The sequence below is a fragment of the Nocardioides marmoribigeumensis genome (assembly GCF_031458325.1).
Lineage (GTDB): Bacteria > Actinomycetota > Actinomycetes > Propionibacteriales > Nocardioidaceae > Marmoricola_A > Marmoricola_A marmoribigeumensis.
On sequence record NZ_JAVDYG010000001.1, the window covers coordinates 2560894 to 2575210 of the forward strand.

General features: G+C 73.5%; 13 protein-coding genes and 1 pseudogene. 11 read left to right on the plus strand and 3 right to left on the minus strand.

All coding sequences use genetic code 11. From position 1 onward, the window contains the following. Positions 1-40: 40 nt before the first annotated feature. From J2S63_RS12220 to J2S63_RS12230, 3 genes are read left to right on the plus strand one after another with little or no spacing between them, the layout of a single operon-like run. Positions 41-1270 (plus strand): peptidase C69 family protein, encoded by a 1230-nt coding sequence (locus J2S63_RS12220; protein WP_310302467.1) that lies wholly within the window; start codon positions 41-43, stop codon positions 1268-1270. Then, positions 1267-2634 (plus strand): flavin monoamine oxidase family protein, encoded by a 1368-nt coding sequence (locus tag J2S63_RS12225; protein ID WP_310302471.1) that lies wholly within the window; start codon positions 1267-1269, stop codon positions 2632-2634. The genes J2S63_RS12220 and J2S63_RS12225 overlap by 4 nt, the downstream gene beginning before the upstream one ends. After that, a complete protein-coding gene (locus J2S63_RS12230; RefSeq protein WP_310302474.1) occupies positions 2631-2969 on the plus strand; it encodes a hypothetical protein in 339 nt (112 codons plus the stop codon). The genes J2S63_RS12225 and J2S63_RS12230 overlap by 4 nt, the downstream gene beginning before the upstream one ends. 22 nt (positions 2970-2991) lie before the next feature. Here the strand turns inward: J2S63_RS12230 and J2S63_RS12235 are convergent, their stop codons facing one another. Then, on the minus strand, positions 2992-4239 hold the full coding sequence (locus J2S63_RS12235; RefSeq protein ID WP_310302477.1) for an MFS transporter: 1248 nt from the start codon (positions 4237-4239) through the stop codon (positions 2992-2994). Then, positions 4236-5606 carry a GH1 family beta-glucosidase gene (locus J2S63_RS12240; RefSeq protein WP_310302480.1) on the minus strand — a complete coding sequence of 457 codons (1371 nt, stop codon included), beginning with the start codon at positions 5604-5606 and terminating at the stop codon, positions 4236-4238. The genes J2S63_RS12235 and J2S63_RS12240 overlap by 4 nt, the downstream gene beginning before the upstream one ends. Before the next feature lie 208 nt (positions 5607-5814). Here J2S63_RS12240 and J2S63_RS12245 point away from each other — a divergent pair, with 208 nt between their 5' ends. The 6 genes and pseudogenes from J2S63_RS12245 (at position 5815) to J2S63_RS12270 (ending at position 10936) form a co-directional block, all read left to right on the plus strand. Then, positions 5815-6996: an alanine racemase gene (locus J2S63_RS12245; RefSeq protein WP_310302483.1), complete on the plus strand. Its 1182-nt coding sequence runs from the start codon at positions 5815-5817 to the stop codon at positions 6994-6996. A 72-nt stretch (positions 6997-7068) separates the two neighbouring features. Next, positions 7069-7728 carry a TetR/AcrR family transcriptional regulator gene (locus J2S63_RS12250; RefSeq protein WP_310302486.1) on the plus strand — a complete coding sequence of 220 codons (660 nt, stop codon included), beginning with the start codon at positions 7069-7071 and terminating at the stop codon, positions 7726-7728. Then, complete coding sequence (gene fahA / locus J2S63_RS12255; RefSeq protein ID WP_310302489.1) at positions 7725-8969, plus strand: fumarylacetoacetase; 1245 nt, start codon at positions 7725-7727, stop codon at positions 8967-8969. Before J2S63_RS12250 ends, fahA begins: the two co-directional genes overlap by 4 nt. Before the next feature lie 146 nt (positions 8970-9115). Next, positions 9116-10498, plus strand: coding sequence for an MFS transporter (locus J2S63_RS12260; RefSeq protein WP_310302492.1), 1383 nt, complete (start codon positions 9116-9118; stop codon positions 10496-10498). Positions 10499-10665: 167 nt separating this feature from the next. After that, positions 10666-10719 (plus strand): annotated as a pseudogene (locus J2S63_RS12265) (transcriptional regulator); the annotation flags it as partial. 52 nt (positions 10720-10771) lie between these two features. Next, positions 10772-10936, plus strand: coding sequence for a hypothetical protein (locus J2S63_RS12270; RefSeq protein WP_310302495.1), 165 nt, complete (start codon positions 10772-10774; stop codon positions 10934-10936). A gap of 24 nt (positions 10937-10960) precedes the next feature. Here the strand turns inward: J2S63_RS12270 and J2S63_RS12275 are convergent, their stop codons facing one another. Then, positions 10961-12571 carry a GMC family oxidoreductase gene (locus J2S63_RS12275; protein ID WP_310302497.1) on the minus strand — a complete coding sequence of 537 codons (1611 nt, stop codon included), beginning with the start codon at positions 12569-12571 and terminating at the stop codon, positions 10961-10963. A 160-nt stretch (positions 12572-12731) separates the two neighbouring features. Here J2S63_RS12275 and J2S63_RS12280 point away from each other — a divergent pair, with 160 nt between their 5' ends. Further along, positions 12732-13133: a cyclic nucleotide-binding domain-containing protein gene (locus tag J2S63_RS12280; RefSeq protein WP_310302499.1), complete on the plus strand. Its 402-nt coding sequence runs from the start codon at positions 12732-12734 to the stop codon at positions 13131-13133. Beyond that, positions 13130-14299, plus strand: a complete 1170-nt coding sequence (locus J2S63_RS12285; protein WP_310302502.1) for an adenylate/guanylate cyclase domain-containing protein — start codon at positions 13130-13132, stop codon at positions 14297-14299. The genes J2S63_RS12280 and J2S63_RS12285 overlap by 4 nt, the downstream gene beginning before the upstream one ends. The last annotated feature ends 18 nt before the right edge of the window (positions 14300-14317 follow it).

Genomic DNA, 14317 nt, shown 5'->3' on the forward strand with positions numbered 1-14317 from the left:
AGGTCTGCGGCACGCGCCCTGGCTGGTTAAGGTCACGGGCATGTGCGACACCCTCGTCACGATCTCGCGCGACGGGGTGCTCCTGGCCAAGAACAGCGATCGCGACCCCGACGAGGCCCAGCAGGTCCGCCGCCACGCCGCTGCCGAGCACGCCGACGGGGCCGTCGTGCGCACCACCTGGTCGCAGGTGCCGCAGGTGCCGCGCACCCACGCCGTCGTCCTGTCCCAGCCGTGGTGGATGTGGGGCGCAGAGATGGGCGCCAACGAGCACGGCGTGGTGATCGGCAACGAGGCCGTGTTCACCCGACGGACCGGTGACAGGGGAGACGGCGCGCTGCTCGGCATGGACCTGCTGCGGCCGGGCCTGGAGCGAGGAGCCACCCGGCACGAGGCGGTCGAGGCCATCGTCGGCCTGCTCGAGGAGCACGGCCAGGGCGGCGCCTGCAGCCACGAGCACCCGCGGTTCACCTACGACAGCTCGTTCCTGGTCGCCGACCCCGACGGCGCGGTGCTGCTCGAGACGGCCGGTCGGCACTGGGCGACCGAGGAGGTCTCCGGTGCCCGGTCGATCTCCAACGGGTTGACCATCCCGGGCTTTGCCGAGGTGTACGCCGACCCGTTGCGCGGGCGCGTCGCCGCCTGCGCGGTCCGGCAGGCCCGCACCACCGGCGCCGCCCGTGCCGCGACCGGCCCCGCCGACCTCGTGGCGGCGCTGCGCGACCACGGCGAGGGCGCCCGCTGGCCGTCGTACTCACCGGTGAACGGGGCGCTCTCCGCCCCGTGCGCGCACGCCGGCGGGCTGGTGACGTCCACACAGACGACGGGCTCGTGGGTCGCCGACCTCCGGGCCGGCACGCCACCGGGCGGGCGGCACTGGGTGACCGGGTCGTCGGCGCCGTGCGTGTCGCTCTTCAAACCCGTCACCTTCGGCGAGGATCTCGACCACGAGCCAGACCGAGCCGCGCCGGAGCGGTTCGACCCCGACTTCTTGTGGTGGCGACAAGAGCTGCTGCATCGCACTGTCATGCGTGACCCCGAGCGGCTCGGCGGCTTCCTCACCGAGCGGGACGCGGTCGAGCAGCGGTGGCTGGCCGACCCGCCGTCCGCCGCCGAGGCCTTCGCCGAGGGCGACCGGCTGGGGGAGCGCTGGGTCCGCGACCTGCCGGCGCACGTCGCCGACCGTCGGCCGTGGTGGGTCCGACGGCAGTGGGCGCGCTGGAGCACACGGGCCGCGCTGCCGGCCGGGACCCTGGAGGTGGAGCGGTCGTGAAGGTCGTCGTCGTCGGAGCCGGTCTGGCAGGTCTCACCGCTGCGCGGCGGCTGGTCGCGCTCGGCCACGAGGTGGTGGTGCTCGAGGCCCGGTCGAGGGTCGGCGGGCGCACGGAGGGCGGCGTCCTCTCCGACGGCACTCCCGTCGAGCTCGGCGGTCAGTGGCTGGGGGAGGGTCATAGCCGGATGTACGCCCTGTGCGAGGAGCTCGGCCTGGAGACCTTCCGCACCTGGAACGACGAGGGCGAGCTGCTGCTCGAGCTCCGGGGCAAGCGGTCGCGGCTCAAGCCGCACAAGGGCGCGGTCCCCCGCGTCTCGCCCTTCGCGCTGGCCGACCTGGCACAGGGGATGGCGCGCTTCGAGCGGCTCGCCCGCCGGGTCGACCTCGACCGCCCCTGGCTCACCCCGGGGGCGGAGCGCCTCGACGGCCAGACCTGGGAGTCGTGGATCCGGCGCAACCTGCGCACGGCGGCCGGGCGTGCCTACTTCCGCGTCGCGTGCGAGGCGGTGTGGGCCGCGGAGGCCGCCGACGTCTCGCTCCTGCACGCGCTCTTCTACACCCGGTCCAACGCGGACCTCGAGACCCTGCTCGCGGTCGACGAGGGCGCCCAGCAGGACCGGGTGGTGGGCGGGTCGGTCCGGGTCAGCGAGCGCCTGGCCGAGGAGCTCGGTGACCGGGTGGTGCTGGGCAGCCCGGTCCGCCGCGTCGCCCACCGGCCCGACGGCGTCGGCGTGGAGACCCGCGCCGGCACGACGTACGACGGCGACGCGGTGGTCGTGACCCTCCCGCCGGCGCTGGCCGGGCGCCTCGACTACGACCCGGTGCTGCCCTCGTGGCGCGACCAGCTCACCCAGCGGCTGCCGGCCGGCTCCGTGGTCAAGACCTACGCCGCCTACCCGACGCCGTTCTGGCGCGAGGACGGGCTCAACGGACAGGCCGCCTCCGACGAGGGACCGGTCAAGATCACCTTCGACAACTCGCCGCCGTCGGGCACGCCCGGGGTGCTCATGGGCTTCATCGAGGGCGCCGAGGCGCGCCGCTGGGTTCGGGCCACGCCGGACGAGCGACGGGCCGCCGTGGTCGGGTGCTTCGTGCGCTACTTCGGTCCGCGCGCCGCCGACCCGGTGGAGTACCTCGAGCGCGACTGGAACGCCGAGGAGTTCACCCGCGGCTGCTACGGCGCCCACTTCACCCCCGGCGTCTGGACGACGTACGGCGAGGCGCTGCGCGAGCCGGTCGGGCGCATCCACTGGGCCGGCGCGGACTACGCCCGCGACTGGTGCGGCTACATGGAGGGGGCCGTGCGCAGTGGCGAGTCGGTGGCGGAGTCGATCGCCGCCGAGCTGGGTAGGAAGCCCGCATGAGCGACTCGAGCACGCCCGGGGACGACAACCCGCAGACCGCCGACTCCGCCGAGGGCGAGACCGCCCCGACGCAGCAGGAGCCCGACGACGGCTCGGCGGCGACCGGCACGACCGACGACGAGGACGCCTCCGGGTCCGGGTCCGGGTCGGGGTCGGGGTCGGGCGAGGACTTCCCCGGCTCCGACGACCCGTCGCAGATCTCCGACGACCAGCTGCCCGAGGACCTGCGTCCCACCGACGACAACCCGCTGGCCAAGCCGGCCGACGAGGACGACGACGAGGACTCGGGGATGAACCTCCAGGAGCAGGCCGGGGACGCGGGCGCCCCCGCCTGACTCCCTGGTGGGTCGGCGGCCCTCAGCGCACGCCGCGGATCCGGCCGACGGCCAGCGCGCCGGCGAGGGTGGCGAGCGCCGCGAGCAGGTAGAGCCCCGGGTAGCCCGCGCCGGAGGACACCAGCGCCCCGGCCAGCACGGGGGAGAAGACCTGCGGCAGCGAGGCGGCGACGTTGATCACCCCGAGGTCGCGACCGGAGTCCTCGGCGGTCGGCAGCACCTCGGTCATCACCGCGTAGTCGACGGCGGTGAAGACGCCGAACCCGGCGCCCAGCACGACCGCACCGGCGACCACCATCGGCCACACCGGCGCGAGCGCGAGGGCGGTCGCGGCGAGCGCCATCACGACCCCGCTCACCACGATGAACACCTTGCGTCGCCCGAGGCGGTCCGAGAGGCGCCCGCTGGTGACGGTGGTGAGGACCGACGACACGGCGTACACCACGGTGAGGAGGAAGACCCCGCCCTCGGGGTCGGCGTACCCCACCCCGTCCTGGAGGAAGTAGTAGAGGTAGACCAGCCCCAGGGCGTTGCCGAGCTGCACCAGGAACCGCACGACCCACGCCCAGGCGAAGTCCGGGTGCCGGCGCGGGCTGACCCAGAAGCCGCGCAGGAAGCCGGACCACGAGAAGGCGGGGACGTGCCGGACGGGTTCGTCGCGGCCGCCGAGCACGTAGGGCAGGCTCGCGAGGACGACGAACACCGCGACCGCGAGGTAGCCGATCGCCCAGTCGCCGGTGACCGAGGCGATGCCCACGCCCAGCAGGGCACCGACCGTCTGGGCGAGGGCGACCGTGCCGCCCACGACGCCGCGCTGGGTGCGGGGGACGCGGTCGGGGATCGCGGCCATGATGGCGGCGAGCGAGCCGTTGGCCCCGAGCTGCACCAGGGCCCAGCCGAGGACCATCAGCGCGACGAGCTGGGACCCGGACAGCAGCGCCAGCCCGCCGACGCTGACCAGCGCACCGGTCAGCACCCACGGCCGCCGACGTCCGAAGCGCCCCCGGGTGCGGTCGGAGCACGCGCCGAGCACGGGGTTGGCCACCATCGCGACGAACGCGCCGATGCCGGTGACCAGGCCGAGCGTCGCCTCCTTGCTCCCCGGCGAGAGGTCCTCGGCCTGCTGGGCCAGGAGCACCTGGAGCGGACCGAAGAACGCCGCGAAGACCGCGAGGTTGGCGACCGCGAGCAGCGAGACCCAGCCGGCGCGGACGGGCGTCGAGGGCTCCCAGGGCCGCTCGGCTGCGTCGAGGGGAGGAGCGGCCGTCAACCCCGGCTCGCGCGGATCACGTCGGCGTACCAGGCGAACGAGTCCTTGGGCGTCCTCACCAGCGTCTCGTAGTCGACGTGCACGAGGCCGAACCGCTGGGAGTAGCCCTCGGCCCACTCGAAGTTGTCCAGCAGCGACCAGGTGAAGTAGCCGCGCACGTCGACGCCCTCCTCGCGGGCCTGCTGCAGCGCGCGGAGCGAGCCGTCGAGGAAGGCGATGCGACGGTCGTCGTGCACGCGGCCGTCGTCGCCGGGCCCGTCGGCGTAGGAGCAGCCGTTCTCGGTGATGAAGACAGGCGGCAGCGCGGACCCGTAACGATCCTTCAGGGTCACGAGGATCTCGCGGAACGCGTCAGGCACGATCGGCCAGCCGAAGTCCGTGCGTTCGACGTCCTTGATCTCGACCAGGCGGAAGGGCGCGTCGTCGCCGAGCGTGAGCCCGCCGGCCTCCCCGTCGGCGAGGGAGGGGCTGCCGGGCGCCGCGACCCGGGCGGGGGCGTAGTGGTTGAGCCCGAACCAGTCGATCGGCCCGCGGATCACGTCGAGGTCGCCGTCCTGGACAGGCAGCAGGTCGACCAGCGTCTCGGGGTAGCGGCCGAGGAGCACCGGGTCGGCGAACAGCCAGTTGAGCACGTCGTCGTGCAGCGCCGCGGCCGCACGGTCCTCCTCGGAGTCCGAGGCCGCCCAGGTCGGGCCGTGGTTGCTGGCGATGCCGACCATCTGCGCGCCGGACGCGCGGAGCGCCTGCACGGCGAGCCCGTGGCCGAGCAGCAGGTGGTGTGCCACCGGCAGCGCGTCGAACATCAGCGTCCTCCCGGGCGCGTGCAGACCGATCGCGTGTCCCAGCAGGGTGACCACGCTCGGCTCGTTGATCGTGGCCCACATCGGCACCCGGTCGGCGAGGCGCTCGCCCACGACGCCGGCGTACTCCGCGAACCGCTGCGCGGTCTCCCGCGACAGCCACCCGCCCTGGTCCTCCAGCGCCTGCGGGGTGTCCCAGTGGAAGAGCGTCGGGCACGGACGGATGCCCGCCTCGAGCAGCCCGTCGACCAACCGATCGTAGAACGCCAGGCCGGCCTCGTTGACCTGGCCGCTGCCCGTCGGCTGGATGCGCGGCCACGCGATCGAGAAGCGGTAGGTGTCGATGCCGAGGTCGCGCATCAGCGCCACGTCCTCGGGCCAGCGGTGGTAGTGGTCGCACGCGACCTCGCCGGTGTCGCCGTCCTTGACCTTGCCCGGTGTCGCGCAGAACGTGTCCCACACCGACGGCCCGCGTCCGTCCTCGTGGACGGCCCCCTCGATCTGGTACGACGCGGTCGAGGCGCCCCAGCTGAAGTCCGGTCCGAAGCCGCTCGGCAGCTCGCTCATGCGTCCACCGCCTTCGCTCCGCAGGCTCCGCGCGGCGGCGGAGCCACGCACCTGTGCTCGATGATTCGCTCGCTGCGCTCGCTCATGCGTCCACCGCCTTCGCTCCGCAGGCTCCGCGCGGCGGCGGAGCCACGCACCTGTGCTCGATGATTCGCTCGCTGCGCTCGCTCATGGAACGGATCATGACCCGAAGCGGCACACTGGCGCCATGCCTGCCGCACCCGACCCTGCCCGCATGGAGGCCCTCGCAGCGGCGACCGCGCACCTCTCGCCGCCGTACGCCGTGGTCGACCTCGACGCCTTCGACCGCAACGCGGCGGAGCTCGTGCGACGAGCCGGCGGCAAGCCGATCCGGGTCGCCAGCAAGTCGGTGCGCAGCCGCGCCCTGGTCGACCGCGCGCTCGCGCGCGAGGGGTACGCCGGCATCCTCGCCTTCACGCTGCCCGAGGCGCTGTGGCTGGCCGAGGACCACGAGGACGTGGTCGTCGGCTACCCGACCGCCGACGTGGAGGCGCTGCGCACGCTCGCGGCCGACCCGCGGCTCGCCGCACGCGTCGCCGTGATGGTGGACGGCTCCGGGCAGCTCGACCTGATGCGCCGCGTGCTGCAACCGGACGCGCACCCGGTCCGCGTCTGCCTCGACCTCGACGCGTCCCTGCGGCTGCTCGGCGGCCGGGTGCACCTCGGCATGCGCCGCTCGCCGACCCACACCGCCCGCGAGGCGCAGGCGCTGGCCGAGGAGGTGCACCGCGACCCTCGCTTCCGGCTGGTCGGGGTCATGTCCTACGAGGGCCAGATCGCCGGGCTCGCCAACGAGCGCAGGACGATCCGCGGGTTCCAGTGGGTCTCCGCCCGTGAGCTGCGCCGCCGACGGGCCCGCGCCGTCCGCGCGGTGTCGCGGGTCGTCCCGCTCGACTTCGTGAACGGCGGTGGCACGGGGAGCCTGGAGAGCACCGGCGCCGAGGACGCGGTCACCGAGGTCGCCGCCGGCTCCGGGCTGCTCGCCCCGACGCTGTTCGACCACTACGCGCACTTCTCGCCCGAGCCCGCGGCGTACTTCGTCCTCGACGTCGTACGGCGGCCCTCTCCCGACCACGTGACCGTCCTGGGTGGCGGCTGGATCGCCAGCGGGCCGGCGGGCCCGGACCGGGTGCCGACCCCGTGGTGGCCGGAGGGCCTCGGGCTGGTCCCGGACGAGGGGGCGGGCGAGGTCCAGACCCCGCTCACCGGGCCGGGGGCCCGCGGGCTGCGAGTCGGTGACCGGGTCTGGTTCCGCCACGCCAAGGCCGGTGAGCTGTGCGAGCGGGTCGACCTGCTCCACCTCGTCGAGGGCGGTGCCGTGACCGGTGCCACCCCGACTTATCGTGGTGAGGGGCGTGTTTTCGTCTGAACCGTGCCGCGACAGCGGCAGGATGGGCCCAGGCGCCGATGGGTGCGCCACCGAGAGAGGGAAGTCCCGGCGATGGCACGTATGTCGGCGGAGGAGCGTCGCGCCGCTCTGGTCGAGGCGGCGATCCGCGTGATGACCCGCGACGGCGTCGCTCGCGCGACCACGCGCGCGATCGCGAGCGAGGCGGAGATGCCGCTGGGCATCTTCCACTACGCGTTCCGGTCCAAGCACGAGCTGCTCGTGCGGGTGATCCAGGAGATCGCCAAGCAGTCCAAGGGCGACATCGACGCGGCGGTGCTGGACAAGCCCGACGTGCAGCTCGAGGAGGTCGCGACCGCCGGCCTGATGGCCTACTTCGACCACGTCGTCGCCCACCCCAAGGAGCACCTGCTCACCTACGAGCTCACCCAGTTCGCGCTGCGCGAGGCCGGCTTCGAGGGGGTCGCCAAGGAGCAGTACACCTACTACCTCCAGGAGAACGAGGCCCTGCTCGCCGCGTTCGCCGAGGTCATGCAGATCGACTACGTCGTGCCCCTGTCGGTGGTCAGCCGCTTCGCGTTCTCAGTGATGGACGGGCTGGCGCTCAACTACCTCTCGATCGGCGACGAGGACGAGGCGCGCGAGGTCGTCCGCCTCGCGGTGCGGTCGCTGAGCCACTTCGTCCGTCCTCGCGAGACGGCCGCCGTCGGCGTCGGACCGACGGTGGTGCCCCAGGCCGACGGGGCCGAGTGAGCAGCGCGACGCCGACCGCCGAGGGGCCCCGGCCCTCGTGGGTCGACGAGGCCGCCGGCTCCGGCTTCGACGTCGACCACCTGCCGCTGGGCGTCGACCCGCGCCACGGCGTCCTCGCCAGGATCGGCCCCTACGCCCTCCCGCTCGCCGTCCTCACCACGGTGGTCGAGCAGAGAGCGGAGCGACCGGTCAGTCGAGACCACTCCGACCTCTTCGCCCAGCCCACCCTCAACCCCTTCCTCGCGGCGGGCCCCGAGGCCTGGGCCGAGACCCGGCGGACCCTGCAGCGGACGTTCCTCGACTTCACGGCCGAGGACACGGTCCGCCCGCACCTCGTGCCCGTGGAGGACCTCGACCTGGTGCTGCCGTTCGAGGTGGCCGACTACGTCGACTTCTACGCCTCCCTCGACCACGCCTCCAACGTCGGTCGCATCCTGCGGCCCGACTCCGAGCCGCTGCTGCCCAACTGGCGCCACCTGCCGGTCGGCTACCACGGTCGCGCCGGCACGGTGGTCGTGAGCGGCACCGACGTACGCCGGCCCTCGGGGCAGCGCAAGCCGCCCCACGAGGCCTCGCCGACCTTCGGGCCGACCCGGCGGCTCGACCTGGAGGCCGAGCTCGGTTTCGTCGTCGGGGTGCCGAGCACGCTGGGGGAGCCGGTCCCCACCTCCGCGTTCGCCGACCACGTCTTCGGCGTCGTCGGCCTCAACGACTGGTCGGCCCGCGACATCCAGGGCTGGGAGTACGTCCCCCTCGGCCCGTTCCTCGGCAAGTCCTTCGCCACCTCGGTCTCCGCCTGGGTCACCCCGCTCGCGGCGCTCGACGGGGCTCGGCACCCGCTGCCCGGCCAGGGGGAGGTGCTCGACTACCTCGCGGTGGCGGAGCCGGCCGGCTACGACATCGCGGTCGAGGTGGTGCTCGACGGCGAGGTCGTCGCGCGACCGCCGTACTCCTCGATGTGGTGGTCCCCGGCCCAGATGCTCGCCCACCTGACGGTCAACGGGGCCTCGCTGCGCACCGGCGACCTGTTCGCCTCGGGCACGATCAGCGGCCCCGAGCGCGACCAGCGCGGGTCGTTCCTCGAGCTCAGCTGGGGCGGGCGCGAGCCGTTCACCGCCGGCGGGCGCGAGCGCACCTTCCTCGAGGACGGCGACGAGGTGGTCCTGCGCTACTCCGCTCCCGGCGAGCGGGGTCGGATCACCCTCGGCGAGGTCCGCGGTCGCGTCCTCCCCGCCCTCTGACCCGCCCGCCCCTCCGCTGTCCATCGGAGCTGCTGTCGCTCATCTGGCGTCACAACCCTCGCCAAGCGTCAACAGCTCCGATCTACAGCTGGCGGGGGGGAGCTCGGGTTTGACCTCAAGTGCGCTTGAGGTTCTCTCATAGGGGAATGACCACGACGACCGCGCCCCCGGCCGCCCCGCAGGCCCGTCCCCTCGACCGCCACCACCGACTCGTCACCGTCGCCCTCCTCGCACTGGTGACCGGCACCGCCTACGAGGCGGTCGGGGTCGGTCTCGCCATGCCGACAGTCGTCGCCGACCTCGACGGGACCACGCTCTACCCGGTCGCGGTGATGGGTGCGGTGACGGCGCAGGTCGTCGGGCTCGTCGTCGGCGGCAGGTGGACCGACGCGCGCGGCCTGCGCGCACCGACGTACGCCGGCGGCGCGGTCTTCACGCTCGGCCTGCTGGTCTCGGGGCTGGCAGGGTCGATGCCGGTCCTGGTGGCGGGCCGGTTGGTGCAGGGCCTCGGTGCAGGCGTCGTCCTGGTCGCGCTGTACGTCGTGGTGGCGCGTGCGTTCCCGGCGCACCTGCACCTGCGGGTGTTCTCGCTCTTCGCCGCCGCCTGGGTGCTGCCGGCCGTGCTCGGTCCGGCGGTGACGGGGGCGCTGATCCACGCGCTGGGCTGGCGCTCGGTCTTCCTGGCCGTGGCCGCGCTGACGGCGGTCGCGCTCGTGCTGCTCGGTCTCGGGCTGCGGCGTCTGCCCGACCCAGAGCCCCGACCGCTGCGCTGGGGCCGGCGCCCGCTCCTCGCCGTGGTGGTCGCGGCCGGCGCGCTCGGCCTGCACCTCGCCGGACAGCTGACCGGGTTCCGGGCGGTGGTGCTCGTCCTGGTCGCCGCGGTGGCGGTGGTCGTCACCGCCCCTCGACTGCTGCCGTCGGGCACCTACCGCGGCCGGCCCGGGCTGCCCGCGGTCGTGCTGATGCGCGGGGTCACCGGTGCCGCCTTCATGGGCATGGAGACGCTCATGCCGCTGCTGCTGCAGCGCGAGCGCGGCTTGTCCCCGCTGGTGGCGGGTCTGGTGATGACGTCCGGCGCGCTGGGGTGGAGCGCCGCGAGCGAGCGGGTCGGTCGCATCTCCGACCCGGGCCGCTACGCCGCCTGGCTGCGCGGCGGGGCGGCGACCCTCGTCGCCGGGGCCGCGGCCTCGGTCGCGCTCGTCGCGGTCGCGGGGTGGGCGGTCGCCGGCCCGGTGCTGGGCGTCGCGTCCTGCCTGCTGCTCGGCCTCGGGATGGGCACCGTCTCCCCGGTGCTCTCCACCCTCGCGCTCGAGCACGCCGAGGACGGTGCTGGTGGGGACGCGGCGTCGTCGCTGCAGCTGAGCGACGTGCTGCTCCAGGGCGTGGTGGCCGGCCTCACCGGGCTGGTCTTCGCGCCGTGGGTGGTCGCCGCGCCGCACACCGCCTACCTCGCGGGGTTCGTCCCCGCGCTCGTGCTCGCGGTCGTGGCGGTCCGCCTGGCGCCGCGCTGCGTCGGACCCACTCGTTGAGAAGCAACCGATGATGTGCGTATGACGACGCAGCGACCCGGCCCACGTGTCGCAGTGGTGGCCCGACGAGGCGCGCTACGAGGCGGCGGTCCTGGAGGAGAGCTACCGCGACCACGTCCAGGGCTGGGACCACGGATCCCACCCGCCGCCGCATCGTCGACCTGCTCCTGACCGAGGGGGGCGGCACGGCCACCTCGCTCAGCGAGCAGCTGCCCGTCACCCGCCGGGCGCTCGCCAAGCACCTGGTCGTGCTGAGCCGGGTCGACCTGGTGCGTGGGGTGGTCTCCGGTCGCGAGCGCAAGCTACCGCCTCGACGAGGAGCAGTGGGCCCGGGCGGTCGCCCAGCTCGGTGCGGTGAGTGCGGCCTGGGGCGGCAGGCTCCGGCGGGTCAAGCGCCTCGCGGAGGCGCTGCAGGAGACCAGCACGACGGGGGGCTGAGAGGAGGGACGGCCCGGCCGGCGGTCAGCCGACGATCAGCTCCGCGGCCCGCTCGCCGATCATCAGCGACGGGGCGTTGGTGTTGCCGCCGGTGATCGACGGCATGATCGAGGCGTCCGCGACGCGGAGCCCCTCGATGCCGCGCACGCGCAGCTGCGGGTCGACCACGGCGCGCTCGTCGACGCCCATCCGGCAGGTGCCGACGGGGTGGTAGACGGAGTGCACGTAGTTGGGCAGCTCGCGACGCAGCGCGGCGTCGGAGAAGTACTTCGGGCCGGGGCCGATCTCGCCCTTGTTGTCGCCGGCGCCGGCCATGATCTCGCGGGCCATCGCGATGCCCTCGACGAGCACCTCGGTGTCCTTGGCGGCGCGCAGGTAGCCCGGGTCGATCAGCGGCGCGGCGGTCGGGTCGGCCGAGGCGAGCCGCACGGTGCCGCGCGACTCGGGGTAGATCAGCGTCGGGAAGACGCTGAGGCCCGGGGTCTTGATCGGCGGGTCGACCCGCTTGGTGGTGTCGTCCTGGTTGGGCACGGGATAGGTCCAGTAGAGCGCGTGCAGCTGCAGGTCGGGGATCGACGCCGCGTGCGAGGTCCGCACGAACCCGACCGCCTCGAACGACGACCACGCGGCCCAGCCGGTGCCGGGGCGCAAGCGCTCGCGCGCGATGCCGGACAGGAAGTGGTACGGCGTGGGCCGGCGTACGGCGGAGGCCATGTCGAAGCTGATCGGCACGAACAGGTGGTCGTGCAGGTTGTCGCCCACGGGCAGGTCGGCGGCGACGTCGATCCCGAGGGAGCGCAGGTGGTCGGCGGGGCCGATCCCGGAGAGCTGGAGGAGCTGGGCCGAGCCGAAGACCCCGGCGGACAGGATGACCTCGCGGGAGGCCGAGACCGTGTCGACGCCGTCCTTGGTGCGGATCTCGACGCCGGTCGCGCGCGAGCCCTCGAGGACCACGCGCAGCGCCTGGGCGCCGGTGAGCACCGCGAGGTTGGGCAGGCCCCCGTCGTGGAGGTAGGCGACCGAGGAGGAGTAGCGCTTGGCGTCGCCCACGCTCTGCTGGAAGACCGAGATGCCCTCCTGGTCCTTGCCGTTGTAGTCGTCGATCTCCTCGACGCCGAGCTTGCGGGTCGCGGCGTCCATGAACGACCGGGTCGCACCGGTGAGCCTGGTGGGCCGGGTCACCTTGACCGGCCCGTCCCCGCCGCGGAACTCCGACGCCCCGCCCTCGTAGGACTCGAGCCTGCGGAACGCCGGCAGCACCTCGTCGAAGGACCAGCCCGCGTTGCCCTCGGCGGCCCAGTCGTCGTAGTTCTGGCGGTTGCCGCGCACGAAGAGCATGCCGTTGACCGAGCTCGAGCCGCCGAGGACCTTGCCGCGGGTCTGGGGCACCTGGCGGTCCCACGCGCTCTCCTGCGGGACGGACTTGTAGCCCCAGTCGAAGTACTTCTTCAGCTGCGGGGTGGAGTGCATGATCGCGACCGCACCCGGGATCTGGAAGAGCAGCTTGGCCAGACCCTTGGTGTCGTCACCGCCCGCCTCCAGCAGGATGACGCTGGCGCCGCTCTCGGCGAGCCTGCGTGCGAGCGCGCACCCCGCGCTGCCCGCTCCGACGACGACGTAGTCCGCTTGTGCCATGGCGAAACGATAACGTGTTCTAGTTCTGGTGGGAATGGCCCGGAGCGGTGGACGTCACGTACGACGACTCGGGCATTTCCTGGACAGCGGCCGTGATGATGGGAAGATCGTCCGCGGGAGGCCCGCACCAGGCGCACCGCGCCTCGAGAGGAGCAAGCACATGGGTGACGACGTCAACCTCGATCACATCGACCGGTTCTCGGACCTCAGCGACAGCGAGGTCCAGAAGATCGCCAAGACCGGCACCTACGTCACGGTCCCCGAGAACTGGGCGCTGATGGGCGAGGGCACCTCGGCGGACAAGGCCTACCTGCTGATCAGCGGTGAGGTGTCCGTGCGCCGGGACGGCCAGGAGGTCGCCACCCTCGGCCCCGGCGAGATCTTCGGCGAGATGGGCATCGTCAACCACAAGCTGCGCACCGCGACCGTCATCTCCAAGACCCGCCTGGAGTGCCTGCACTTCACCCGCGACCAGATCGAGAAGCTGGAGAACGAGATCCCGGCCTTCAGGAAGGCCCTGACCGACACCTCCACCTCGCGGTCGGGGTCCGGCGAGGGGTGAGCGGGACCCCGGAGCCCGGGGACTCCCAGGCAGCAGAGACCGGCGACGCACCCGAGCCGCCACCCGAGACCCCCGTCGGCGGGGGGCCCGACGCCGCGCTGCTCGAGGCCCGGGTGATGGCCGAGCAGATCGAGGAGGCGATCCTCGGGGCCCCGCGCACGCTCAACCGCGTCGAGGTCACCGAGGCCGCCGACGTCCCCCTCGACCGCGCGACCGCGCTGTGGCGCGCGCTGGGCTTCCCCGCGCCCGCCGACGACACCCAGGTGATGTTCAACGAGGCCGACATCGAGGCGTTGCGGTTGGCCGGCTGGCTGGAGGAGAACGGCGTCCTCGAGCCCGGCATCGAGATGACCCTGGTCCGCAGCCTGGGCAGAGGCTTCGCGCGCCTGGCCGAGTGGGAGATCGCCGAGCTCGCCTCGACCATGCTGAGCGACACCCAGGAGCCGACCGAGGAGATCCGGGAGCTCGTCGACAGCCTCATGCCGGTCCTGGAGGACCTGCAGACCTACGTCTGGCGCCGTCACCTCGCGCAGGCCGCCGGCCGCCTGATGATGCGTCCGCTCGAGACCGACGACGCCGAGTCGCAGGTCGTGGGCTTCGCCGACATCGTCGGCTTCACCCGACGCAGCCGCGACCTCAGCGCCGCCGAGCTGGGTCACCTCGTCGACACCTTCGAGGCCCGGTCGTTCGACGTCGTCCTCGACCACGGGGGCCGCGTGATCAAGACGATCGGCGACGAGATCCTGTTCGTGGCCGACCGTCCGGAGCACGGTGCGCGCATCGCGCTGGACCTGATCGACGCCGAGGACCTGGTCGAGGACTTCCCGACCCTGCGCGTCGGGCTCGCCTACGGCCCCGTGCTCGCCCGCGTGGGCGACGTGTTCGGCCCGGTGGTCAACATCGCCTCCCGCCTCACCTCGCTCGCCCGTCCCGGCCGGGTCCTGGTCGAGCGTGAGCTGCGCGGTGCGCTGCGCGGCTTCGAGGACGAGTTCCGCGTCCGCCGCAGCCGTACGACGGCCGTGCGCGGCTACGCGCGCCTCGACACCTGGACCCTCACCAGGCCCAAGGGGTGGGCCAAGGACCCCGGCGGACCGCCCGAGCACGTGGGCGTGGACCAGGCCCACCAGCTGGGCGGACCGCTCGACGTGGGTCAGCTGCTCCGCTGAGCCTCGGTGGTCGAGCTT